The organism is Amycolatopsis plumensis (assembly GCF_042652605.1).
GTDB classification, from domain to species: Bacteria; Actinomycetota; Actinomycetes; order Mycobacteriales; family Pseudonocardiaceae; genus Amycolatopsis; species Amycolatopsis plumensis.
In genome coordinates this window covers 9,448,638-9,469,734 of record NZ_JBHSJY010000001.1, presented here as the reverse complement: position 1 = coordinate 9,469,734, position 21,097 = coordinate 9,448,638, and the positions used below count along the sequence as shown (strand labels likewise).

24 protein-coding genes and 1 tRNA gene are annotated in these 21,097 nt (G+C 72.1%); 14 read left to right on the top strand and 11 right to left on the bottom strand.

Annotation, left to right across the window (positions count from 1 at the left end):
• Positions 1-314 precede the first annotated feature (314 nt).
• The 3 genes from ACFPLC_RS45705 (at position 315) to ACFPLC_RS45695 (ending at position 3,690) form a co-directional block, all read left to right on the top strand.
• The gene (locus ACFPLC_RS45705; RefSeq protein WP_378201665.1) at positions 315-1,718 is read left to right on the top strand and encodes a fatty acid desaturase; all 1,404 of its coding nucleotides are present in this window, start codon (positions 315-317) and stop codon (positions 1,716-1,718) included.
• 1 nt (position 1,719) lies between these two features.
• Complete coding sequence (locus tag ACFPLC_RS45700; RefSeq protein ID WP_378201668.1) at positions 1,720-2,346, top strand: TetR/AcrR family transcriptional regulator; 627 nt, start codon at positions 1,720-1,722, stop codon at positions 2,344-2,346.
• Between the two features lie 111 nt (positions 2,347-2,457).
• Positions 2,458-3,690 (top strand): HNH endonuclease signature motif containing protein, encoded by a 1,233-nt coding sequence (locus tag ACFPLC_RS45695; RefSeq protein ID WP_378201671.1) that lies wholly within the window; start codon positions 2,458-2,460, stop codon positions 3,688-3,690.
• A gap of 132 nt (positions 3,691-3,822) precedes the next feature.
• On the opposite strand, the gene ACFPLC_RS45690 is transcribed toward ACFPLC_RS45695, so the two are convergent.
• The 4 genes from ACFPLC_RS45690 to ACFPLC_RS45675 form a co-directional block, all read right to left on the bottom strand.
• Complete coding sequence (locus tag ACFPLC_RS45690) at positions 3,823-4,653, bottom strand: haloalkane dehalogenase (protein ID WP_378201674.1); 831 nt, start codon at positions 4,651-4,653, stop codon at positions 3,823-3,825.
• Between the two features lie 4 nt (positions 4,654-4,657).
• A complete protein-coding gene (locus tag ACFPLC_RS45685; RefSeq protein WP_378201677.1) occupies positions 4,658-5,095 on the bottom strand; it encodes a MarR family winged helix-turn-helix transcriptional regulator in 438 nt (145 codons plus the stop codon).
• A gap of 76 nt (positions 5,096-5,171) precedes the next feature.
• Positions 5,172-6,374: a kynureninase gene (locus ACFPLC_RS45680; protein WP_378201745.1), complete on the bottom strand. Its 1,203-nt coding sequence runs from the start codon at positions 6,372-6,374 to the stop codon at positions 5,172-5,174.
• Positions 6,371-6,742, bottom strand: a complete 372-nt coding sequence (locus ACFPLC_RS45675; protein ID WP_378201748.1) for a DUF5997 family protein — start codon at positions 6,740-6,742, stop codon at positions 6,371-6,373. The genes ACFPLC_RS45680 and ACFPLC_RS45675 overlap by 4 nt, the downstream gene beginning before the upstream one ends.
• Before the next feature lie 42 nt (positions 6,743-6,784).
• On the opposite strand from ACFPLC_RS45675, the gene ACFPLC_RS45670 reads away from it, so the two are divergent.
• Positions 6,785-7,477, top strand: a complete 693-nt coding sequence (locus tag ACFPLC_RS45670) for a LysR substrate-binding domain-containing protein (RefSeq protein ID WP_378201680.1) — start codon at positions 6,785-6,787, stop codon at positions 7,475-7,477.
• A gap of 4 nt (positions 7,478-7,481) precedes the next feature.
• On the opposite strand, the gene ACFPLC_RS45665 is transcribed toward ACFPLC_RS45670, so the two are convergent.
• Positions 7,482-7,763: an early set domain-containing protein gene (locus ACFPLC_RS45665; protein WP_191314649.1), complete on the bottom strand. Its 282-nt coding sequence runs from the start codon at positions 7,761-7,763 to the stop codon at positions 7,482-7,484.
• A gap of 205 nt (positions 7,764-7,968) precedes the next feature.
• Between ACFPLC_RS45665 and ACFPLC_RS45660 the strand changes: the two genes are divergently transcribed.
• Together ACFPLC_RS45660 and ACFPLC_RS45655 are read left to right on the top strand one after the other, a co-directional pair.
• Positions 7,969-8,484: a hypothetical protein gene (locus tag ACFPLC_RS45660; RefSeq protein WP_378201684.1), complete on the top strand. Its 516-nt coding sequence runs from the start codon at positions 7,969-7,971 to the stop codon at positions 8,482-8,484.
• 51 nt (positions 8,485-8,535) lie between these two features.
• A complete protein-coding gene (locus ACFPLC_RS45655; RefSeq protein WP_378201686.1) occupies positions 8,536-8,703 on the top strand; it encodes a hypothetical protein in 168 nt (55 codons plus the stop codon).
• Positions 8,704-8,787: 84 nt separating this feature from the next.
• On the opposite strand, the gene ACFPLC_RS45650 is transcribed toward ACFPLC_RS45655, so the two are convergent.
• Positions 8,788-9,588, bottom strand: coding sequence for an SdrD B-like domain-containing protein (locus tag ACFPLC_RS45650; RefSeq protein WP_378201689.1), 801 nt, complete (start codon positions 9,586-9,588; stop codon positions 8,788-8,790).
• Positions 9,589-9,799: 211 nt separating this feature from the next.
• Here ACFPLC_RS45650 and ACFPLC_RS45645 point away from each other — a divergent pair, with 211 nt between their 5' ends.
• The gene (locus ACFPLC_RS45645; protein WP_378236213.1) at positions 9,800-12,811 is read left to right on the top strand and encodes an AfsR/SARP family transcriptional regulator; all 3,012 of its coding nucleotides are present in this window, start codon (positions 9,800-9,802) and stop codon (positions 12,809-12,811) included.
• A 22-nt stretch (positions 12,812-12,833) separates the two neighbouring features.
• Here ACFPLC_RS45645 and ACFPLC_RS45640 read toward each other — a convergent pair whose 3' ends face one another.
• Entirely contained in the window at positions 12,834-13,793 is a 960-nt protein-coding gene (locus tag ACFPLC_RS45640; protein WP_378201694.1) for a hypothetical protein, read from the bottom strand.
• 184 nt (positions 13,794-13,977) lie between these two features.
• On the opposite strand from ACFPLC_RS45640, the gene ACFPLC_RS45635 reads away from it, so the two are divergent.
• From ACFPLC_RS45635 to ACFPLC_RS45625, 3 genes are read left to right on the top strand one after another with little or no spacing between them, the layout of a single operon-like run.
• Entirely contained in the window at positions 13,978-14,946 is a 969-nt protein-coding gene (locus ACFPLC_RS45635) for a hypothetical protein (RefSeq protein ID WP_378201697.1), read from the top strand.
• A 32-nt stretch (positions 14,947-14,978) separates the two neighbouring features.
• Positions 14,979-15,770, top strand: a complete 792-nt coding sequence (locus tag ACFPLC_RS45630) for a metalloregulator ArsR/SmtB family transcription factor (protein WP_378201700.1) — start codon at positions 14,979-14,981, stop codon at positions 15,768-15,770.
• Between the two features lie 4 nt (positions 15,771-15,774).
• The gene (locus tag ACFPLC_RS45625; RefSeq protein WP_378201703.1) at positions 15,775-16,374 is read left to right on the top strand and encodes a dihydrofolate reductase family protein; all 600 of its coding nucleotides are present in this window, start codon (positions 15,775-15,777) and stop codon (positions 16,372-16,374) included.
• Between the two features lie 91 nt (positions 16,375-16,465).
• Here ACFPLC_RS45625 and ACFPLC_RS45620 read toward each other — a convergent pair.
• A tRNA-Ile gene (locus ACFPLC_RS45620) sits at positions 16,466-16,539 on the bottom strand.
• Positions 16,540-16,722: 183 nt separating this feature from the next.
• Here ACFPLC_RS45620 and ACFPLC_RS45615 point away from each other — a divergent pair.
• The gene (locus ACFPLC_RS45615; RefSeq protein ID WP_378201706.1) at positions 16,723-16,992 is read left to right on the top strand and encodes a hypothetical protein; all 270 of its coding nucleotides are present in this window, start codon (positions 16,723-16,725) and stop codon (positions 16,990-16,992) included.
• A gap of 110 nt (positions 16,993-17,102) precedes the next feature.
• Here ACFPLC_RS45615 and ACFPLC_RS45610 read toward each other — a convergent pair whose 3' ends face one another.
• Positions 17,103-18,077, bottom strand: a complete 975-nt coding sequence (locus ACFPLC_RS45610; protein ID WP_378201709.1) for a bile acid:sodium symporter family protein — start codon at positions 18,075-18,077, stop codon at positions 17,103-17,105.
• 96 nt (positions 18,078-18,173) lie between these two features.
• On the opposite strand from ACFPLC_RS45610, the gene ACFPLC_RS45605 reads away from it, so the two are divergent.
• Positions 18,174-19,007: a LysR family transcriptional regulator gene (locus ACFPLC_RS45605; RefSeq protein ID WP_378201712.1), complete on the top strand. Its 834-nt coding sequence runs from the start codon at positions 18,174-18,176 to the stop codon at positions 19,005-19,007.
• Here the strand turns inward: ACFPLC_RS45605 and shbA are convergent.
• Positions 19,004-19,600 carry an RNA polymerase sigma factor ShbA gene (gene shbA / locus ACFPLC_RS45600; RefSeq protein ID WP_378201751.1) on the bottom strand — a complete coding sequence of 199 codons (597 nt, stop codon included), beginning with the start codon at positions 19,598-19,600 and terminating at the stop codon, positions 19,004-19,006. The genes ACFPLC_RS45605 and shbA overlap by 4 nt on opposite strands.
• Before the next feature lie 146 nt (positions 19,601-19,746).
• A complete protein-coding gene (locus tag ACFPLC_RS45595; protein WP_378201715.1) occupies positions 19,747-20,235 on the bottom strand; it encodes an RNA polymerase sigma factor in 489 nt (162 codons plus the stop codon).
• 91 nt (positions 20,236-20,326) lie between these two features.
• On the opposite strand from ACFPLC_RS45595, the gene ACFPLC_RS45590 reads away from it, so the two are divergent.
• Positions 20,327-20,545 (top strand): hypothetical protein, encoded by a 219-nt coding sequence (locus tag ACFPLC_RS45590; protein ID WP_378236212.1) that lies wholly within the window; start codon positions 20,327-20,329, stop codon positions 20,543-20,545.
• 195 nt (positions 20,546-20,740) lie between these two features.
• Complete coding sequence (locus ACFPLC_RS45585) at positions 20,741-21,004, top strand: WhiB family transcriptional regulator (RefSeq protein ID WP_310972536.1); 264 nt, start codon at positions 20,741-20,743, stop codon at positions 21,002-21,004.
• Positions 21,005-21,097: the final 93 nt, after the last annotated feature.

Genomic DNA, 21,097 nt, shown 5'->3' with positions numbered 1-21,097 from the left:
CCGCCGTGCGGCGAACGGTGTTTACTTTCTGTTCGGATGCGATTACCGCCATTTGCTCTGGTAGCAGGCCTGGGACACATTTTGACGACTTGCACACTGGGCCGAACGGGTGAAAGTCGGGGCCGCCGGTTCGCCGCGCGCGGCCAGCGTCGGTTGCAGTGAATGACTCATTCCTGGCATCCGGCGCCAGGAATGAGTCATTCACTGCGATCCCGGCGTCCCTCTGAGACAGGCCCTTGACAGAGAAGTCCTCCTTGTCGACTCAGCTTTACAACCGCTACTCTCCTGTCAACTCAGCCGCCAAGGAGGGTGTGATGAGCGAAGCGACCGGGACCCTGCCCGCCGGTTCCACCGAGCTCTGGCGCGACCGCAAGCGCTACCTCTGGCTGATCGGCCTCGTCGTGCCCTCTCTGGCGTTCCTGGCCATCGGGTTGCACGCCGCCACCGGGTGGGGTGGCTGGTTCTGGATCGGGCCGGTGGTGATCCTCGTGATCGTGCCGGTCATCGACCTGGTCACCGGGCTGGACCGGAGCAACCCGCCCGACGACGTCATCGCGCGGCTGGAGAACGACCGCTACTACCGCTGGATCACCTTCACCTTCCTGCCCGTCCAGTACCTCGGCTTCGCGGCGGCGTTCTGGCTGATCGCGCGGGGCGAGCTCACCGTGGCCGACAAGATCGGGCTCGCCGTGTCGATCGGGTGCGTCGGCGGGATCGGCATCAACACCGCGCACGAACTGGGCCACAAGAAGGAGAGCCACGAACGCTGGCTGTCGAAGATCGCGCTGGCGCAGAGCTGGTACGGCCACTTCTACATCGAGCACAACCGCGGCCACCACGTCCGCGTGGCGACCCCGGAGGACCCGGCGAGCAGCCGCGTCGGCGAGAGCTTCTACCGCTTCTGGCCGCGCACGGTCTTCGGATCGCTGAAGTCGGCGTGGCGGCTGGAGCGCAAGCGCTACGCCCGGCGCGACCGCCACCCGTACCGGCTCGGCAACGACGTGCTCAACGCGTGGCTGATGTCCGCGGTGCTGTGGGCGGCGATGGTCGCCTGGCTCGGCGTGGCGATCCTGCCCTACCTGGTGCTCCAGGCCGTCGTCGGGTTTTCGCTGCTGGAGGTGGTCAACTACATGGAGCACTACGGCATGCTGCGGCAGCGGGTCGGCGTTCCCGGGCGGCGCCGGTACGAGCGCGTCGACCCGAGCCACAGCTGGAACTCCAACAACATCGCCACGAACGTCCTGCTCTACCACCTGCAGCGGCACAGCGACCACCACGCCAACCCGACGCGGCGCTACCAGACCCTGCGCGACTTCGCCGAATCGCCGGTGCTCCCCACCGGGTACGCCGGGATGATCGTGCTGGCGCTCGTGCCGCCGCTGTGGCGCCGGGTGATGGACCCGCGCGTGCTCGCCCACTACGACGGGGACATCTCGCGCGCCAACATCCAGCCCGCCCGGCGCGAGAAGGTACTGGCCCGCTACGGAACCCGCGTCACGGCGGCCGCCCCCGAGGCCGCCGACACCCGCGGCGACGCCACCGAAGGCGGCATGTGCCCCGGCTGCGGGTACGTCTACGACGAACGGCGCGGCGACCCGCGGGAGGGCTTCCCGGCCGGCACGCCGTGGACGGCGATCCCGGATTCCTGGTGCTGCCCGGACTGCGGAGTGCGTGAGAAGGTCGACTTCGTCGCACCGGGGCGGGTGGGCCCGGCCTAGAATGCGGATCATGAGCAGGGCGGTTCCGGTGCCGGCGGAAGGTGGTCAGCACCGGCAGCCGATCATCGCCGCGGCGATCGAGCTGACCGCGCGGTCCGGCTGGCAGGCGGTGACGATGGGCCGGCTGGCCGAGCTGGCCGGCGTCAGCCGCCAGACCGTGTACAACGAGATCGGCTCCAAGGCCGCGCTGGCCGAAGCGATGGTCGCGCACGAGCTCGGCCGGTTCCTCTCGGTCGTCGGCACCGCCTTCGACCGCCACCCGGACGACCTGATCGAGGCGATCTACGACGCCGTCCGCGGGGTCCTCGAGCTCGCCGACGACAACACACTGCTGCGCGCCATCGCCTCCGCGACCCACGGCACGGCCCCCGAGCTCCTGCCGCTGCTGACCACGGATTCCGGAGAGCTGCTCGGCCGGGCGAAGGCCGTGGTGGCCGCGCGGGTGGCGAGCTACCGGCCGCCGCTGACCGCCGAGCAGGTGGACGTGGTGATCGACCTGGTCGTCCGGACGGTGCTGAGCCACGTCATGCAGCCATCGGAAACCCCGGCCCGCACGGCCGACGGCGTGGCGTGGGTGGTCGCCCGGGTTCTCGGGGTGACGGCGAATCCTCCGCTGCGGCACACCTAGGTGTTGCGGGTCTTCGGGGGACACCGCCGCAATGCCCCGCTGCCGGACAGTCGTTTGTGGACATACCTGATCGAGTGATGACATGTGTTCGAATCTCGGTAGCTTGGAGGTATGACCAGCGACGCGACTGTGTGTTCCGCCGAGGCGGTGGCTTTTGCCGACCGTATCGGTGAGTTCGTCGCGTGTATGCGGTCGGCTGAGGCGGGGCTTGGGGCGTTGCTGGTGGAGATTGAGCAGCGTGGGGTGATGGAGGTGTTCGGGTATCGGTCTGTTGCTCGGTTGTTGGAGCATCTTGCCGATATTCCCAAGGCTGCTGCTGAACGGTTGGTGAAGCGTGCCCGCTTGCTGAATCCGGGCCGGAACCTTGATGGCAGCCCGATTCCTGCTTTGGCACCCGCTACCGGAGCCGCTGCTCGCGCGGGGCAGTTGAGCAACCCGATGATCGATGTGATCACGGGTGTGCTCGCCGAGGTTCCTTGCGAGCACCGGGAGAGCGCCGAGGCCAACCTGCTGACTTTCGCCGAGGAGGCCGGGCACAAGCAGGTCGCCGCGCTCGGCGCCCGGATCCTCGGGCATCTGAACCCCGACGGTCAGGAACCCGTCGACACCGAACCGGTGGCGCCGATCCGGGAATTGTTCCTGCGGCGCAAGAGATCCGGGTTCTGGGAGCTGAGCGGCAGGTTCGATGACGAGACCGGCACCCGCGCCAGTGCCTTATTGGATGCTCTGGCCGAACGCCGGACCGGTGATGAGGGCCCGGACTTGCGGACACTGCCGCAGCGGTACGGGGATGCTTTCTCCGACGCGGTCGACCTGGCTTTGAACTCTCCGGAGTTGCCGATGCAGGCCGGGGAACGCGCCCACGTCATGGTCGCGGTCTCCCTCGATGACCTGAAGTCCGGGGTCGGGACCGCCACCCTCGGTGACACCGGCACGATCTCGGCTGCTGAGGCGCGGGTGCACGCCTGCGACGCCATGATCATCCCAGCGGTCCTGGGCGGGAAGAGCGAACCTCTGAACCTCGGCCGCCTTCGCCGCCTGATTTCCGCTGGGTTGCGGCGGGCGTTGTTCCTGCGGGACCGGGGTTGCGCGTTCCCGGGCTGCCATCGGCCACCCCGGCACTGTCAAGGGCACCACATCCGCCATTGGGCCGATGGCGGCCCCACTGACCTGAGCAACTTGGTGTTGATGTGCGCCCACCACCACCGCTTGCTGCACCGATCGGGGTGGGAAGTCCGCATCGCCGCCGACGGCCTACCGGAGTTCCTTCCGCCAGAGTTCATCGACCGCCGCCGAAAACCTCGGCGCAACAACCTGCACGAACCGCTGCCTTTCGCAGCGTGAACATGGGACAGGCCCGCAGCCGCAACGGCTGCGGGCCCCAAACCCGTGCCTTCGGGGCGTGCCGCCGGACAGCCTCAGAAACCGCCGTCCACGCCCTGTACCCGGTTGGCACGGCGCACCGGTGCGGACGCCCTACCGCAGCCCGTGCCGGTCGAGCCACGCCGCGATTTCCGCGGCGATCTCCTTCGGCCGGTCCTCCTGCGCGTGGTGCCCGGCTTCCCCGCACGCGACCACCTCGAGCCCGGCGATGTTCTCCGCGCACCACTGCGCCATCTTCTCGCCGATCAACAGCGTCGGTGAGCCCTCGAACGTCATGAGCAGCTTCGGCGTGCCGTCACTGGTGGCCAGCCACTCGTCGTAGGCCTCGATGCGCGAGACCAGCTCGGCCGGGTCGCCGCCCAGCGGCAGCTGGCGTGCCCAGGCCAGCACCGGGCGGCGGCTTTCGGGGGTCGGGAACGGGGCGAGGTAGGCGGCCAGGTCCTCGTCGCTCACCGGGGTGCGCACGCCGCCGGTGAACGCCTGGCGGATGAACAAGTCCTGGGTCAGCACCATGTCTTCGCCGACGCCCGGGGTGCGGATCTTCCGCGACCGCTCGGCCGCCTGCGGCGACAGATCCTCCCACGCCATGGGCTTCACGATGGTTTCGAAGAACGCGAGCCCGCGGACCCGGCCGGGATTCCGCGCGGCCCAGTCGAAGGCGAGCGCGCCACCCCAGTCGTGGCCGACGAGGACGACGTCGTCCAAGCCGAGCGCGTCGAACCACGTGCCGAGGTGGCGGGCGTGGTCGGCGAACGTGTACGCGATGTCCGGCTTGGGCGAGCGGCCCATGCCGATGAGGTCGGGGGCCAGCAGCCGTCCGCCGCCGATGTGGGGGAGGACGTGGCGCCAGCTGTGCGACGAGCTCGGGTTGCCGTGCAGGAACACGATCGGGGTGCCGGTGCCGGTTTCTTCGTGGTGCAGCATCACTTCAGGACTCCAACGGGGTGTCGAGGAGGAGGGTGAGCTCGCGCGTCAGCGCCGCGGTGCGCTCGCCGCGCCGGCCGCCGAGCGGGGCGAGGAGCCGGTCGAGCAGCTCGGCCACGGTGGCGATCGCCGGCTCGGTCACCTCGCGGCCGTGGGTGGTCAGGCGCAGCCGGACGGTCCGGGTGTCGGCCGGGTCGCGGGTGCGCTCGACGAGCCCCTCGGCGTCGAGCGTGCGCGCGAGTTTGGAGACGTAGAGCGCTTCCAGTCCGGTGTGGTCGGCCAGCTCCCGCTGGCTCGGGTTCGCGCCGGCGCGTTCCAGGCCGAACAGCGAGGACAGGAAGACGTACTGCGCGTGCGTCAGCCCGACGGGGGCGAGGGCGCGGTCCACCGCGACCCGCCACTTCGTGGAAAGCCGCCAGACCAGGTGTCCGGGAGTGCTCATGGCAGATACTGTACATGGCTACTAAGTACATGGCTACTATTTCGCGAGCCATGAGCGCCGGCCGGTGCGACGCGGTTCAGCCGGCGAGCTCGCGGATGCGGTCCATGGCCCGCCGCACCTCGGCGAAGCCGGTGGTCAGCGGGCTCAGCCCGATGCGGATGCCGTCGGGACGCCGGAAGTCGATGAGCACGCCGTGCTCGATCAGCACCCGCGAAAGCCGTTCGGCGTCCGGGTGGCGGAGGGTGACGTGGCCGCCGCGACGGTCGTCCTCGCGCGGCGAGGCGACCGTGAACCCGAGCGGGGCGAGCCACGCGTCCGCCAGGGCGATCACCCACCGGCCCAGCGCCACGGCCTTGGCCCGCATCCGGTCGATGCCCGCCTCCGCCAGCAGCGCCACGCCTTCCCGGACGCCCACCATGCCCAGCACCGGCGGCGTGCCGGAGAGCGCGCGCCGGATGCCGGGCGCGGGGACGTACTCCGCGGCCATGCCGAAGGTGTCGGCGGCGCCCATCCAGCCGGTGATGGGCTGGCCGAACGTCTCGTGGTGGCGCGCGTTGACGTAGAGGAACGCGGGCGCACCGGGCCCGGCGTTGAGGAACTTGTACGTGCAGCCGACGGCGAAGTCCGCCTCGGCGGCGTCCAGCTCGACCGGGATCGAGCCGACGCTGTGGCAGAGGTCCCAGACGACGAGCCCGCCGCGTTCGTGCACCAGCCGCGTGACGGCGGCCAGGTCGGTGATCGCGGCCGTCCGGTAGTCCACATGGGACAGGGTGACGACCGCGGTCCGCGGTCCGACGGCGGCGCCGACGTCTTCGCTGCCGGCCCACCGCACGGTCAGCCCGAGCTCGGCGGCCACGCTCTCGACGAGGAACCGGTCGGTGGGGAAGTTCGCGGCGTCGGTGACGATCTCGTCGCGGCCGGGTCGGAGGGCGACGGCCGCCCGCAACGCCTTGTAGAGGCAGACGGACGTCGAGTCGGCGACGATGGTCTGCCCCGGAGCGGCCCCGAGGGCGACGCGGCCCAGCTCGTCCCCGATCTCCTCGGGCAGGCTCAGCCAGCGTTCGTCCCAGGACCGGATCAGCCGGGCGCCCCACTCGTGCGCGACGAGCTCCTGCAGCCGCTCGGCGGTGGCGCGCAGCGGACGGCCCAGGGAGTTCCCGTCGAGGTAGGCGACGACGCCGGGATCGGTGATGGGCACGAACCGGTCGCGAAACCCGGCGAGCTCGTCTTCGGCGTCGAGGCGGTCTGCGGCCTCGGGCGAGAGGTCGGCGGCGGTCAGCGGTTCTGTTCCTTCACCCGCACGGCTTCCTTGCGCACCTCGGCCTGGGTGGCGCGCTCCCGGACCAGCCAGTCGGGGCTTTCCGCCTTCAGCGCGTCGATCTGCTCGGTCGTGAGCGGCTCGGTGATGCCGCCGCGGGTGAGGCCGCCGATCGAGACGCCCAGCTTCGCCGCGACCACCGGTCGCGGGTGGGGGCCCGTGCGGCGCAGCTCCCGCAGCCACTCCGGCGGGTCGGCCTGCAGCGCGTTCAGCTCGTCGCGCGTCACGACGCCCTCCCGGAACTCCGCGGGGGTGGCTTCGAGGTACACACCCAGCTTCTTCGCCGCGGTCGCGGGCTTCATCGTCTGGGTGGTCTTGTGCGACGTCATGCCGTCCAGGGTAGCCAGCGTCACTCCCGGTAACCTGACCCGGTGACCTCTTTCAAGCTCGCGTACGTCCCGGGAGCGACCCCCGCCAAGTGGGTGCGGACCTGGGGCGAGCGGGTGCCGGAGGTGCCGCTGACCCTCGTCCCGGTCGCCCCGGCCGACGCCGCGGCCCTGCTGCGCAGCCGGGAGGCCGACGCGGCGCTGCTGCGCTCTCCGATCGACCGCGACGGCCTGCACGCGATCCCGCTCTACACCGAGACCACGGTCGTCGTGGTGCCCAAGGACCACCTGATCGCGGCGGCCGACGAAGTGTCCACCGTGGACCTGGCGGACGAGGTCGTGCTGCACCCGCTCGACGACACGCTGGAATGGGACGCTCGGCCGGGGCGCCCGGCGGTTTCGCGGCCCGAGACGACGGCGGACGCCATCGAGCTGGTCGCGGCCGGCGTCGGGGTGCTCGTCGTCCCGCAGTCGCTGGCCCGGCTGCACCACCGCCGTGACCTCACCTACCGGCCGGTCGAGGACGCGCCGCAGTCGAGCGTCGCGCTGTCGTGGCTGGAGGAGGAGACGACGGACCTGATGGAGCAGTTCATCGGGATCGTCCGCGGCCGGACGGTGAACAGCACGCGCGGGCGCCCGCAGGCGCCGGCGGAGCGCAAGCGCCCGCAACGCAAGCCCGCCGCGGCGAAACCGGCCCGGCGCACCGGCGGCGCGGGGAAGCGGCGCCGGCGGGGCTGAGCCGCTACGAGGTCGTGCAGACGCAGTTGCCGTCGGCGCGGTCGGGCAGGTCGGGGTCGTCGAACCAGTGGCCGTTCTCGCCGAGGTAGCGGAACTGCAGCACGGTGCCCGGCGCCACGTCGACCGAAGCCGACCGGCGGCCGTTCGACCGCGGCGTGAGGTGGTGGCGGCCGGGGGTCCAGTCGTTGAACGAGCCCACGACGCTCACCCGGCCGGGCGGTGCGCCGACCGGGAGGCTGAAGGTGACGCGCTGGGTGCCGGCCCGGCTCTTGCTGATCTTGATCACTCGGGGACCTTTCGCGGAAGGGGTTTCGGGAGGGCGTGCTCGGCACTGAGCGCCGACATGGTCGCACAGCTGTGACGATTTGGTCACGCCGAGTACCCGATCGGGTTACGGCGCCGCTCAACGGTTCGCCACCGACCGGGTGGTCCTCGGGTGAACCATGATCATCTCGGGGTTGCCCGTGCGCGGCGGTGGGAAACTGACTGCCGTGACCGTCGCCGCTGATCGTCAAGTCAAGGACCCGTGTGCCTGGCTCAGCGCCGTTACCCACGAGCTCGCCGACGCCCCTCCGGCCGACACGCGAGCGGTGCTCTTGACGGTGTGGGACGGGTTGGTCGCCGCCCGCCTGGCCGGGCTGTACGCCGCGGCCTCTTCACCCCGCTGGCGAGCCAGACAGCGTCACGCCGAAGCGGTCGAGTTCGATCTCGCCGTGCAGCTGGCGCGCAACTGCACCGTCGGCACCGGCCTGGCCATCCCGGCTCGGCTGCCCGGAGCCGCGGTCGCCTGGCCCGGAGAGCGGGCCGATGCGGCGATCGCCGCGGTGGTTTCCTACTGCGGCACCGCGGAATCGATGCTGCGCCGGGCGGGTGAACTGACGCCGGTGTGGGAGGACAGCCTGCTCGGCCCGGTGGCGCTGACCCGCTGGCTGGCGGACTGCTGGACCGGTCGCCACACCGGCTGCCCCCTGGTGCTCCCGGTGCCCCCACCGCCGTGGTGGCGCTGACCGCGTGTCCGTCAGGGGAAATCTGGTGCGAGGGGAGAGAGGAGGCCGAGGGTGACCGACCCCTGCTCGAGACTCCCGGAGGCAACCCGCGCGGCCGTGCGCGCGCTCCTGCTCGCCGAGCTGACGGCGGCGGGACGGCGCGTGCGAGCCGCGGGCTGCTCGCCCGAGGCGCTGACGGCGGTGTTCGAGGCTCGGCGCCGCGCGGTCGAAGACGGCTGACCGGCGCACCGCAAGCGGACGCATGAAGAAGGCCCGGTTCCCCCTCCCAGGGAACCGGGCCTTCCTTCCCCCCTCGCCGGTGGATCAGCTGGTGGTCAGGGTCGTGGCGATGACGTCGTTGGCGGTGTTGGGGTCGGTGCTGCCGAACAGGCCCTTCCACGCGGTGAGCTTGATCTCGGCGGCGGACAGCGGCTTCTCGACGACCACCCGCGCGCCGACGAACTCGTACGCACCCGGGTAACGACGGTCGTAGAAGAACCCGGTGACCTTGCCGGCCGGCTCGGTCGCGTAGTACTGCGGCATGCCGCCGAGGCGCTCGACGACGCGCAGGCCGTCCGGCAAGGAAAGCTGGCCGCCGAACTGGTCGTAGACGTTGCCGACCGGGACCGCGGAACCGACGATGTCGATCACGTCGCCGACCTTCGGGGCCGTGTTGCTGATGATGATCTGCCCGGCCTGGTAGTCGACTTTGGCGGTGGCGAAACCGCTGTTCAGGCCCGTCACCCGCTGGCCGGCGGTCAGCACCACCGGGTTCCCGAGCGTGCCGTTGTCGCCGCGGAACTTCGAGTCGCCACCCACCGTCGTCCAGCCCTGGCCGGCCAGGAGGGACCGGTCGGTCGACTTCACCGAGTAGCTGCCCGCCGGGAGGTCCTTGAACTCGTAGTGCCCCAGGGAGTCCGTCTTCGTCTGGAGGTTGGTGCCGTTGATCACCATCCAGTGCCCCGCGATGGCCGGCTCACCGGCGTCCCGCAGGCCGTTGCTGTTGCTGTCGAGCCACACGTCCCCGGAGATCGAGCCGGTGTCGGCGGCGTGCGCCGGGCCGGCGAGGGCGAGCGGTGCGGCGACGGCGAGAGCGAGAGCGGCGAGGCGAGCGAGGTTCTTCATGTGCGGTTTCCCCCTCGGGACTTGGTCGGCTGGTTCCGACACCGAGAACTCTGCCGGGCGGCCCTCCACGAAACCTCCAAGCGGCTTTTCAGCTTTTCTGGAGGCCGCCGTGTGCGGGAGGATCACAGGATCGTCACAGGGGGATGATCGGGACAACGGCACCGTGCGGTTTCCGTCTGTAGGGAGGGTTTCTCGGACTGTGGGGGCGAACGTGGAATTCCGGCTGCTGGGCTCGATGGCGGTCCTCGTTGCGGGGGAACAGGTCTCGCTCGGTGGCCCGAAGCCGCGCACCCTGCTGGCGGCGCTGGTGCTCAACGCCGGCCGCGTGGTGCCGGTCGACACGCTGATCACCGCGCTGTGGGGCGAGAAACCGCCGAACAGCGCTCGTTCGGTGGTCCACACGTACGTTTCCGCACTGCGCCGGATGCTCGGTGCGGGGGACGACGTGGTGCGCCGCCAGGCGCCGGGATACCTGCTCGACGTGGCTCCGGAGTCGATCGACCTGGTCCGGTTCGAGCGGGCGGTGGACGCGGGACGGCGAGCGCTCGCGGCCGGTGACGCCCCAGGGGCTTCGGAGACGCTGGCCGACGCGCTCGGGCTGTGGACCGGGTCCCCGCTCGGCGGAGCCGAGGGGGAGTGGGCGGAGCGGGAGCGGACGAAGCTGGAGGAGGCCCGGCTCGTCGCGGTGGAAGCGCGGCTGGAGGCGGACTTCCGGCTCGGCCGCGGCGGCGCGCTGGCCGGGGAGCTGACCGGGCTGGTCGCCGAGCACCCCCTGCGTGAACCGTTGCGGGCCAAGCTGGTGCTGGCGTTGCACCAGGCCGGCCGCCAGGCCGACGCGCTGGCCACCTTCCACGAAGCGCGCCGGCTGCTCGACGACGAACTCGGTGTCGCACCGGGACCGCAGCTGCAGGCGGCCTTCCAAGCGGTGCTCGCCGAACCCGCGGCCGAAGCGGCGCCACCGGATGAGCCGCCGCCGGTCGTGGCGCTCACGCCGGGCCTGCTGCCCGCCACCATCTCGGACTTCACCGGCCGGCGCGAAGACGTCGACCACGTGCTGAAGGGATTGCGCCCGGCCGGCTCGGCCGCCCGGATCTGCGCCGTCTCCGGCAAGCCGGGGTCGGGCAAGACCACGCTCGCCGTGCACGCTGCCCACCGGATCCGCGACCAGTACCCCGACGGGCAGCTCTACGCCAACCTCCACGGCAACCACCCCGACCCGGCCGACCCGGCCGAGGTGCTCGCCCGGTTCCTGCGGGCGCTCGGGGTGGCCGACGCGGCGATCCCCGCCGGAACCGCCGAGCGCGCCGGCCTGTACCGGTCGCTGCTCGCCGACCGGCGCGTGCTCGTGGTGCTCGACGACGCGGCGGGCGAAAAGCAGGTGCGGCCCCTGCTGCCCGCCGGTGCCGGCTGCGCGGTACTGCTCACCAGCCGGGTCCGGCTGGCCGCGCTGGAGGGTGCCGCGCTGCTCGACCTGCAGGAGCTGCGCGAGGAGGAAACCCTGGAACTGCTGGCCAAGCTGGTCGGGCCGAGGCTGGCGGCCGAACCGGCGGCCGCGCTGGAGATCGTGCGGCTGTGCGGGCACCTGCCGCTCGCGGTCCGCATCGCGGGCGCCCGGCTGGCCGCCCGGCCGGACTGGACGGTGGCCCGCCTGGCGCAGCGGCTGGGCCGCAAGCAGCGGCTGCTCAACGAACTCGTGCTCGGCGATCTGGAGGTCCGGGGCAGCCTCGCGGTGAGCTACGACGGCCTCGGCGGGCCGGAGCGCACGCTGCTGCGCCGCCTCGGCATGACGGGTGTCCAGGACTTCGCCGGCTGGCTCGCCGCCCCGCTGCTGGACATCCCCGTCGACGAGGCCGAAGACGTGGTCGAAAGGCTGGTCGACGCGCAGCTGCTCGACCCGGCGGGCACCGACGTCACCGGGCTGAGCCGGTACCGCATCCACGACTTGACCAGGGCGTATGCCCAGGAGCTGTGCGACGCCGAGGAATCCGCCGCCGACGTCCGCGCGGCGCTGGACCGGGTGGGCCGGGACGCACTGGAGCTGGTCCGCGGCGCGTCCGGCCGGACACCCCAGCCGTCCGGCTCCGGGCGGCTGGACCAGGCCGCCGTCGAAGGCATCCGCACTAATCCGGACGCCTGGTTCGAGGCCGAAGAGGAGCTGCTGGTCAGTGTGGTCGAGCAGACCAGCGAACGGGACCTGGTGGCCACCGCGGCCGCGCTGGCCTCCGCGCTGTCGTCGTCGAGCTTCGCGGCCCGCAACCAGTTCCGCCAGTGGCGGCGCACCCACACCGCCGCGCTGGCCGCGGCCCGGCGGGCCGGCGACCGCGCGGCCGAGGGCCTGCTGCTGAGCGGAATGGGGACGCTGTACTTCGAACAGGACCGGTTCGACGAGTCGCTGGCGTACTACCACCAGGCGCTCACCGCGTTCGCCGAAGTCGGCGACCGGCTCGCCCAGGCCAGGACCTGGTTGAGCATGAGCGTCGTGCTTCGCGAACACGGCTCGTTCGCCGACGCCGAGCGGGCGCTGACCGAGGCGGTCCCGGTGTTGCGGAGCGAAGGAACCGACGAGGAGCTCGCGCAGGCCGAGCACAACCTCGGCATGATCCTCACCGAATCCGGCGACCTCGACCACGCGGCGGCGTCGGTGACCAAGGCACTCGAATACTGGCGCGCGTCGGGCAACCGCCGTGGCGCGGCGCTGGCCCTGCGGTCGATCGGCATCATCCACCGCGCCGCGGGCCGGCTCGGCGAAGCCGCCGACTGCTGTGCCCGGGCGGCGGCCGAACTGCGGATCGTCGGCAGCAGGCTCGTCGTCGCCTACGCCGACCAGGCGCTCGCGAAGGTGCGCATCCGGCAGGGCCGGGGCGAGGAGGTGCGGGCTTCGCTCGAGGAGACCCTGAACACCTGCAACGAGCTCCAGGACGGTTTCGGACAGGCGCTGCTCCTGCGCACCCTCGGCGAACTCGAGCTCGCGGCAGGCGACCCGGCGGCCGCCAAGCCGCACCTGCAGCGGTCGCTGGAGTGGTGGCAGGCGCTCGACCTGCCGGTCTGGCAGGCCAGGACCCTGCGCGACCTGGCGATCGCGGCGGCGTTGTCCGGGAACGAACGGCGCGCCGTCGAACTGCGCGACAAGGCACGCGCGATGTTCGAGCGGTACGGCTGCCGCGAGGCCGGCGAGCCGCTGCTGCTCCCGAGCCCGGTACCGCCGGAAGCGCGACTGCGGTAGGGCACGCTGGGGCTGCCCGGCCTCAGCGGCCCAGGATCGCCAGGACCTCGGCCACGATCGCGGCCAGCCGTTCGTCGTCCGCCAGTGCCGCCGTCAGCCAGTCGTCGTGGGCCGGCCCGGCCGGTGCGTGCTCGCCGAACACCGTGCGGACCACCGTCGTCACCGCCTTCGCCGGTGCTTCGCCCCGGTTCAGCCGGGTCTCGATCGCCCGCAGGGCCCGCTCGGCCAGGTCCGCGAGCCGGGCGTCCGCCAACTCGTGCCCGGCGACCAGTTCCAGCGCCGGGAGCTCGGCCGGCATGGGGGCGACCGGGGCCTGCTTGTGCCCCAGCGGGCGCTCGACGTGTTCGGCGTGCCACGCCGGCCGGGTGCGCATGGCGGTCAGCACCCGGTCGACCTCGCGGTCGAGCGTGTCGCGGGTGGCCGGCGGCTCGCCCGTGACCTCCGTGCGCCGCGCCGTCCAGCCGTCCAAAGGCCACAGCTCGGCACCGGCCGTGGCGGGCACGCCCACCCAGACCAGGATCTGCACCGCCAGGTCGCACAGCCACGGGTCGCCGCCGAGTGCGTCGCCCAGCCACGCGGGCAGGCGCGGCCGCTGCAGCGCGCCGATTTCGCCGCGGCGACGGCGGTGCGCGTCGACCGTGGCCGGGGTGAGGCGGGTCGCCAGCCAGCCCTCGAGGTTCTCGATCGGGCCCGTCGCGCGCCGCAGCGCGTGGTCCACCACGGCCTCGACGTCGTCGTGGAAGCGGTCGAGGCAGTCGGGCCGCAGCCATGCCAGCCCGCGGGCGCAGTCCGCGTGGCGGCGCCGGTGTTCCAGCGGCTTGGTGATCCGCGTGAAGACCAGCGGCCACGCCACCGTGTAGACCCCGCCGCGCAACCGGGCCAGTGCGCGGGGCCGTGCGGCCGCCGCCGCGTCGGCGAGCAGGCCGTCGCGGGCCAGCCGCCGGACCCCGGCGACGTCGGCCGGGCCGGTAGTGTCGAGCACCCATCCTCCCCGATGCCGACGGAAAGTCGACGGGAGAAATGGTCGGGCAGCCGTCGATGCGGAAAAGGCCACTCGCGGGCCGAAATCGCGGGAAACTGGCCAACGGCAGGCCACCGCGGAACACCCGATCGGCCCAGCCGGTGCCGCCGATCGCGCAGATGTGCCCGTGTCAAAATAACTGGCCATGGCACAGGACGGGGTGCTCGGGGAACTCACCACGTTGCGGCGTGGCTGGGGATTGGAGGCCGATCGGCTGCGCAGCAGGCTCGGCCCGCTCGTTTCCGGCTGGTGCGAAATCCACCGGACGACGAGCGACCGCGATGCCCGCCGGGTTCTGCGCGAAGCGATTTCGGCCGCGATCGCGGAATTCCCGGCCGACGACCGGTTGGCGGTGAACGTCGCGCTGGGCATTGCGCCCGGCGCGCAGCACGCCTTGCTGAGCGACCGGATCGGGGTGCTCGCGGATCGGTTGCGCGTCTCGGAGCGCACGGCCCGGCGCCGCGTCGACCGGTCGTTCGCCCGGCTCGCGGCGGAGATCGAGGCCGGCGCGCGGCCGGGCGACGGCCGGCCCGACCCCGACGAGGGCTGGTTCGTCAAGCAGCTCAAGGTGCTCGTCCGGCTCGACACCGGCGAGCCGGAGGTGACCGAAGAACGGTTGATCGTGGCCACCCGCGATGCCCTCGACCGGATTTCGGCGCAATTCACGGTGCCCCGCACCGAAGACGGGAGCGACGGCGAGCGCGACGTCGCCGCGGACGCCCGGCACGGCGTGCGGATCAGCGACGGCACCCGGGACGGCCAGCGGCACTTCCGCTGGCTGCTCGACCTGCCGCGGCCCCTTTCCCGCGGGGACGACCACACGTACTCGCTGGTGTTCCGCATCCGGGACGGCCGGCCGATCCGGCCGTCGTACGTGTTCGTGCCGCTGGTGACGTGCGAGTCGTTCGAGGTGCGCGTCCGGTTCGACCCGCGACGGCCGCCGCGGGTGGTGTGGCGGCTGGACCGCGTCCCGCCCTCGGTGCTCGCCGACCCGCCCCAGCCGGGCGAGCCGCTCCCGCTGGACGGCGCGGACGAGGTCGCGCAGGAGTTCACCGCGCCTCAGCTCGGGTACGCGTACGGACTGCGCTGGCTGCCCGGCGAAGATATTCCTTGACGTGAATATTCTTCCGTGTGAATACTGTAAGTATGGATCGGATTGCCGCAGCTCTGGGGGACGCCGCGCGGTGGCGCATCGTCGAGCTTCTCGCCGAGCGTCCCCGCTCGGTCGGGGAGCTGGCCGAGCTGACCGGGCTCCGGCAGCCCCAGACCACCAAGCACCTGCAGACCCTCGCCCGCGCCGGCCTGGTCACCGTTTTCCCGCTCGGGCAGCGGCGGGTTCACGCGCTCGAAGCCGGACCGCTGAAAGCGTTTGCGGGACGTCTGCGGGAGCTGGCCGACGCCACCGAGGCGCACGCGGGTGAGCGCGACGCCGTGGCGCGGTACCGGGCCGCCATCGAGGCGGAGGCGGCGGCCGCGGGCGGGGACCGGTGGGCGGACGGGCGCACGTTCGCGTTCGACCGCCTGCTGCCCGCGCCGTCCGCCGAGGTCTGGCGGCACTGGACGGACGCGGAGCTGCTGGCGTCCTGGTGGGTTCCCCCGTCGATGACGGTGACCGCTTGCGTCCTCGATCCGCGGCCGGCCGGCCGGGTCGTGCTCGGGTACCGCGACGCCGACGGCGAGTACCACGCCGAAGGCCGGGTGCGCGTCGCGGAGGAGCCCGCTCACCTCGGGTTCGAGCTCGCGGTGACCGGTCCTGCTTCGTTCACCGGCCACTACGACCTCGAGCTCCGCCCGGACCCGGCCGGTACCCGGCTGCGGCTGGGCCTGCGCATTTCCGCGACCACGGTCGGGGCCGTCCCCTTCGTCGCCGGGATCGAAACCGGCTGGGGTCAGGTGCTCGACCGCCTCACCGACGTGCTTTCCGGACGAAAGGGCTGAAGCCATGACCGAACCGACCGGCCGCCGGGTGACCGCGAACCTGAGTCTCACCCTCGACGGGCGCTACCACGGGCCCGCGGGGCCCGCCGACATGGCCGCGATCCTCCCGTACGCGACGACGGAAGTTGCCCGGCGGCACCTGGGCCGGATCTGGGCGGGCGCGACGACGGCGGTCCTCGGCCGCCGCAACGCGGAGGGGTTCCTGGGGTTCTGGCCGACGGTCGCCGCCGACGAGAACGCCGACCCGCGCGACCGCGGCTATGCGCAATGGCTGGTGGACGCCGAAAAGGTCGTCTTCTCCACCACGCTGTCCGACGCCCCGTGGGAGCGCACGCGGCTGGTGAACGCGCCGGCCGCGGACGTCGTGGCGAAGCTGAAGACGACGGCCGGGGGCGACATCCTGGTGAACAGCAGCGCGAGCATCATCAAGCCGTTGCTCGCGGCGGACCTGCTCGACCGCCTGTACCTGATGGTCTGCCCGGAAATAGCGGGCGGCGGCCCCCGCCTGTTCGACGACGGCCTGCCGTCCTCGAAGTGGCAGCTGACCCACCACGAAGCCGGGGACCTGGGGGAGACGGCAGTGGTCTACGACCGGGTGCGCTGACCCCGGCTCTGACTGTCCACTGAGGAGGGAACACCGGCGAGCGAGGACGGCATGCGCGGTTCGCGTGCAGACCTCACCCAGCTCGATCCGGTAGGGCGGGCGGGGCTCGAACCCGCGGCCAAGGGATTATGAGTCCCCTGCTCTAACCAACTGAGCTACCGCCCCCTCACCTCGCACCCAAGCGGGACGAGGTTTGCATGTGCACAGAACACTCAGTTCGCTTCAAGTTATCACAGCGGCCATCCGGGCAGATCCGGTAGGCCAAACAGGTTGAAGTGGCCGCCGACCGGCGCACGCTCGTCTAGGTTGCAAGGGCGTCACCGCTGACCGGAACGGCGGGAGGAAGCAATGGTCTCTGCCACTCCGTCCCGTTCCCGGGCGGCCTGGCTGGCGTGGCTGGACGCGTTCGCCGTGGGGGCCGGGCTGGGTTACCTCGCGCACGAGTACCGGGAGGTCGTCGTGGCGAATCCCGGGGTCATCGGGTTGACGCTGCTGCTCGTGTTCGCGGCCGGCTACATGATCCGCGCGGCCGTGCGGGCGTTGCGCCGCGCGGGGTCGCGCGTCGACAGGATTTTCGCGGAAGAGCTGGAAAAGAAGCCTTCGCCCCGCCCGCGGTGACGAAAAGCCTTGGCGGGCCGGGCGAAAGCCGCGGATTCCGGCGGTGACGCCGCCGGTGGAGAGCGCTTCCCTTCGTCGATGATCCTCCACAAAGGACTCGACGCACCTCGTCAGGCCGGCACCGGCTCCCGCTCTTCCTCGGCCGCGTACCGCCGGGCCAGGGTGGCGCAGACGATCAGCTGGATCTGGTGGAACAGCATCAGCGGCAGCACGATCAGCCCCACCTGCGCGTGCCCGAACAGCACCGTCGCCATCGGCAGGCCGCTGGCCAAGCTCTTCTTCGAGCCGCAGAACACGATCGTGATCCGGTCCGCGCGGGCGAAGCCCAGCAGCCGGGCGCCCCGGCCCGTCGCCGCCAGCACTGCCGCGAGCAGCGCGCAGCACACCGCCACCAGCACCAGCAGGTGCACCGGGCCGAGCCGGTGCCAGATGCCCTCGGTCATGCCCGCGCTGAACGCCGTATAGACCACCAGGAGGATCGAGCCGCGGTCGACCAGCTTCAGCGGCGCCGCGTGACGCGTGATCCAGCCGCCGATCCACCGGCGGGCGAGCTGGCCGGCCACGAACGGCGCCAGCAGCTGCAGCACGATGCCGAGCACCGCCGAACCGTCGACGCCCGCGCCCTTCCCGGCCAGCAGCAGCGCCACCAGCAGTGGCGTCAGCACGATGCCGGCCAGGTTGGACAGCGACGCGCTGCAGATCGCCGCGGCCACGTTGCCGCGGGCGATCGAGGTGAACGCGATCGACGACTGCACCGTCGAGGGCAGCACCGCCAGGAACAGCACCCCCGCCGCCAGCTGGGCGGGCAGTACCGACGGCGGCAGCAGGAACAGGGCCAGGCCGAGCGGCGGGAACAGGACGAACGTCGCCGCGAGCACCACCGCGTGCAGCCGCCAGTGCCGGAGCCCTTCGAGGGCTTCCTGCGTCGACAACCGGGCGCCGTACAGGAAGAACAGGAGGCCGACGGCGATCGTGGTGGCGACGCCGAAGCCGTCGGCCACCGCGCCCGAGGCGGGCAGCAGGGTGGCGACGCCGACGGTGGCGAGGATGGCGAGGACGAACGGGTCGAGCCGGATGCGGGACATGGATCTCCTTCCGCAGCCATTCTCGGCGACGCCCCGCTCATTGTGAACCCCGATGACCGGACTGACTGTCATCGTGAATCGCGATAAGCTGCCCCGGTGCTAGACCCCCGCCTGTGCCGTTCGTTCCTCGCCGTCGCCGAGACGCGCAGCTTCACCGCGGCCGCGCGGCGGCTCGGGGTCGGGCAGCCGACCGTCAGCCAGCACGTGCGACGGCTCGAGCGCGACGCCGGCGGGCTGCTGTTCGCCCGCGACACCCACACCGTCGAGCTGACCGCGCGCGGGCAGGCGATGCTCGGGTTCGCGCAGACCGTCGTCGACACCGAAGAACGCGCGGAGCGGCACTTCCGCGGCGCCGAACTCCGCGGTCGCGTGCGGTTCGGCGTCTCGGAGGACTTCGCGCTCGGCGAGCTGCCGGAGATCCTGCACCGGCTGCGCCGCAGTCACCCGCTGGTGGACGTCGAACTGACCGTCGAGCTGTCGGACGTCCTGGCGCAGCGGCTGCGCTCCGGGCAGCTCGACCTGGTGCTGGGCAAACGCCGTCCGGGCGCGCACCACGGCCGGCTGCTCTGGCGGGAGCCCCTGGTCTGGATCGGGTCGGCGGCCACGGCGCTGGAACCCGGCCGTCCGGTGCCGCTGGTGCAGTACCCGATGCCGTCGATCACGCGGCAGCTGGCGGTGGAGGTGCTCGAACGCGCGGGCCTGGAGTGGCGCGCGGCGTGCCAGACGTCGAGCTTGACCGGCCTGCGCGCCGCGGCGGCGGCCGGGCTGGGCGTCACCCTGCACGCGCGCAGCCTCGTCCCGGCCGACCTGACCGAGCTCGACGGCCTGCCCGAACCGGGCGACATCGAGTTCGTGCTGCTGGCGCGCGAGTCGATGGAGGGCCCGGCGGCGGCGCTCGCGGAGTTCATTTTGGAGCGTGTCGGGCGTTAATTCTCTTCACCCGTGAGCAGCCGCCGCAACCGACCCAGTGCACGGTGCTGCGCCACCCGCACGGCCCCCGGCGTGGACCCGACCGCAGCGGCGGTTTCCTCCGCCGAGAGCCCGACCACCACCCGCAGCACGACGATCTCCCGCTGCTTCGGCGGCAGCACGTCCAGCAGCCGGCCGAGCCGCTCGTTCAGCTCGAAGCGCAGCACCCGCTGCTCCGGGCCGACCGTGTCGCTGACGCCGTCCGGCACTTCGGGCACCGGGTCGGCGCGGTTGCGGGCCGCCGCGCGGTGGGCGTCGGCCACCTTGTGCTGGGCGATGCCGTAGACGAACGCGAGGAACGGGCGGCCCTGGTCGTGGTAGGACGGCAGCGCCGTCAACACGGCGAGGCAGACCTCCTGGGCGACGTCGTCGGCCGAAGCGAACGACCGCTCGTGCCGTCCGACGCGGGCACGGCAGTAGCGCACCACCAGGGGGCGGATGGTGGCGAGCAGGCGCGCGGTCGCGGCGTCGTCACCGGCGGCCGCGGCGGCGACCGGCTCGTCGTGGCGCCGCCAGTGCGGCGGGAACGCTTCGGCGGGCTGCGTCGCCGCGATCTGCCGGACCAGCGCCCGGCTGCGCACCCGCAGCAGGGTGCCCTCCACGTCGAGCCCGGCGCGCAGCGAGTCGTGCAGGGCGGCGTTGGACTCCCGCAGCTGCTCGGTGATCGCCCGATCCCCGTACTCGGTTGCCGGCATTTCGCTCACCTTTTCCTGTCCCGCTGGTCACCGGGCCGGGCGGCCCGGAGTCGCCTGAGGCGTTCCCGCACGTGGCGGAGGGTGGACCGGACGGTCGCGGGGGCGACGCGGAGCGCCTCCGCGATCTGGGACGGCGTGAACCCGTCGAGCGACCACGCCAGGACCATCCGCTGCTTGCCCGGGAGGGCGGAAAGCAGCTCGATGAGATCCGCGTGCTGCTCGACCAGCCCCGCGAGCTTCTCGTCGTCCCGCGGGTCGCCCGCCAGTGCCCAGTCCGTCCGCGCGTCGCCGGGGGCGTCGATGAGCCGCCCGGCGACCCGGCGCACCCAGGCCCGCGGGTCCTCGACGATCGGCCACGCCTCCAGCGCGTGCAGCATCGCCTCGGCGGCGACGTCCCGCGCCGTCTCGACCTCGAACCCGGCCTTGCAGAGGAACGCGACGAGGGCCGGGAAGTCGGCGCGGAAGAACGCGTCGAACTCGTCGTGACCGCACACGGCACCCCACCACCCCTCGCCCTCACAAGGACAGGTGCGCTGAGGTGACCGCCACGTGTAACGATCCGGTCAAGACTGCTCGGGAGGAGTAATGCACCGCGTTGCTTCGGTGACGGCTGGTGACGAAGGGCGCGGGCACGTCCGTGCTCCCGGCCGCGAACGGCGGGTTCCGGACACGCGGCGGACCGCGTTCCCGACGGCCACGTTTCGATCACTCCCGACCGGAAACCCCTCCCGGACAACAAGGAAGCGGACCGGTGACGACCGGTCCGGAGCCCGTCGGCGGCCGCAGACCTCGCCGATCGGGTGACGTGATCGACATCGAGATCCCCGGAAGAAAGGCGTACTCTCATGTGTTGCAGTCTTGGTTGCCCGGAGGGTGAGCCGGGGACCGAAGCCAAAACCCCCTTGACCCAAGCGGATACGCTCGCGCGTCCGCCGCGGTTAAGTCGGTTGACGCGCCCCAACAATGGGAAGCAGTAAGAGAAGGAGGTGAACGAAGGAAATGGAAGCCACGATGACGGGCTGGGCGGAACTCGCGGCCTGCAAGGACGAGGACCCGGAACTGTTCTTCCCGATCTCCGAGGTCGGCCCCGGCGCCCGGCAGACGGCGCAGGCGAAGGCCGTGTGCGCGCGCTGCCCCGTGCGCGCCGAATGCCTCGGCTACGCGCTCGACAACGGCCTTGACCACGGCGTCTTCGGCGGCACCACCGCGGACGAACGCCGCAGGCTGGTGCGCACCGCGCCGGAGCGGCACCGAGTGGCCTGACCGCCGCCCCGGTGACCTCTTCCCGGCGGCCTCGAGCACAACCCCCCGAAAACGGAGTAAATCCGAATCGGCCGTGTGCGCGCCCGGGTGGGT

Coding starts and splice junctions, on each gene's coding strand:
- ACFPLC_RS45705 (WP_378201665.1), top strand. CDS start 315: ATGAGCGAAGCGACCGGGACCCTGCCCGCCGGTTCCACCGAGCTCTGG.
- ACFPLC_RS45700 (WP_378201668.1), top strand. CDS start 1,720: ATGCGGATCATGAGCAGGGCGGTTCCGGTGCCGGCGGAAGGTGGTCAG.
- ACFPLC_RS45695 (WP_378201671.1), top strand. CDS start 2,458: ATGACCAGCGACGCGACTGTGTGTTCCGCCGAGGCGGTGGCTTTTGCC.
- ACFPLC_RS45690 (WP_378201674.1), bottom strand. CDS start 4,653: ATGCTGCACCACGAAGAAACCGGCACCGGCACCCCGATCGTGTTCCTG.
- ACFPLC_RS45685 (WP_378201677.1), bottom strand. CDS start 5,095: ATGAGCACTCCCGGACACCTGGTCTGGCGGCTTTCCACGAAGTGGCGG.
- ACFPLC_RS45675 (WP_378201748.1), bottom strand. CDS start 6,742: ATGACGTCGCACAAGACCACCCAGACGATGAAGCCCGCGACCGCGGCG.
- ACFPLC_RS45650 (WP_378201689.1), bottom strand. CDS start 9,588: ATGAAGAACCTCGCTCGCCTCGCCGCTCTCGCTCTCGCCGTCGCCGCA.
- ACFPLC_RS45635 (WP_378201697.1), top strand. CDS start 13,978: ATGGCACAGGACGGGGTGCTCGGGGAACTCACCACGTTGCGGCGTGGC.
- ACFPLC_RS45630 (WP_378201700.1), top strand. CDS start 14,979: ATGGATCGGATTGCCGCAGCTCTGGGGGACGCCGCGCGGTGGCGCATC.
- ACFPLC_RS45625 (WP_378201703.1), top strand. CDS start 15,775: ATGACCGAACCGACCGGCCGCCGGGTGACCGCGAACCTGAGTCTCACC.
- ACFPLC_RS45615 (WP_378201706.1), top strand. CDS start 16,723: ATGGTCTCTGCCACTCCGTCCCGTTCCCGGGCGGCCTGGCTGGCGTGG.
- ACFPLC_RS45610 (WP_378201709.1), bottom strand. CDS start 18,077: ATGTCCCGCATCCGGCTCGACCCGTTCGTCCTCGCCATCCTCGCCACC.
- ACFPLC_RS45590 (WP_378236212.1), top strand. CDS start 20,327: ATGCACCGCGTTGCTTCGGTGACGGCTGGTGACGAAGGGCGCGGGCAC.
- ACFPLC_RS45585 (WP_310972536.1), top strand. CDS start 20,741: ATGGAAGCCACGATGACGGGCTGGGCGGAACTCGCGGCCTGCAAGGAC.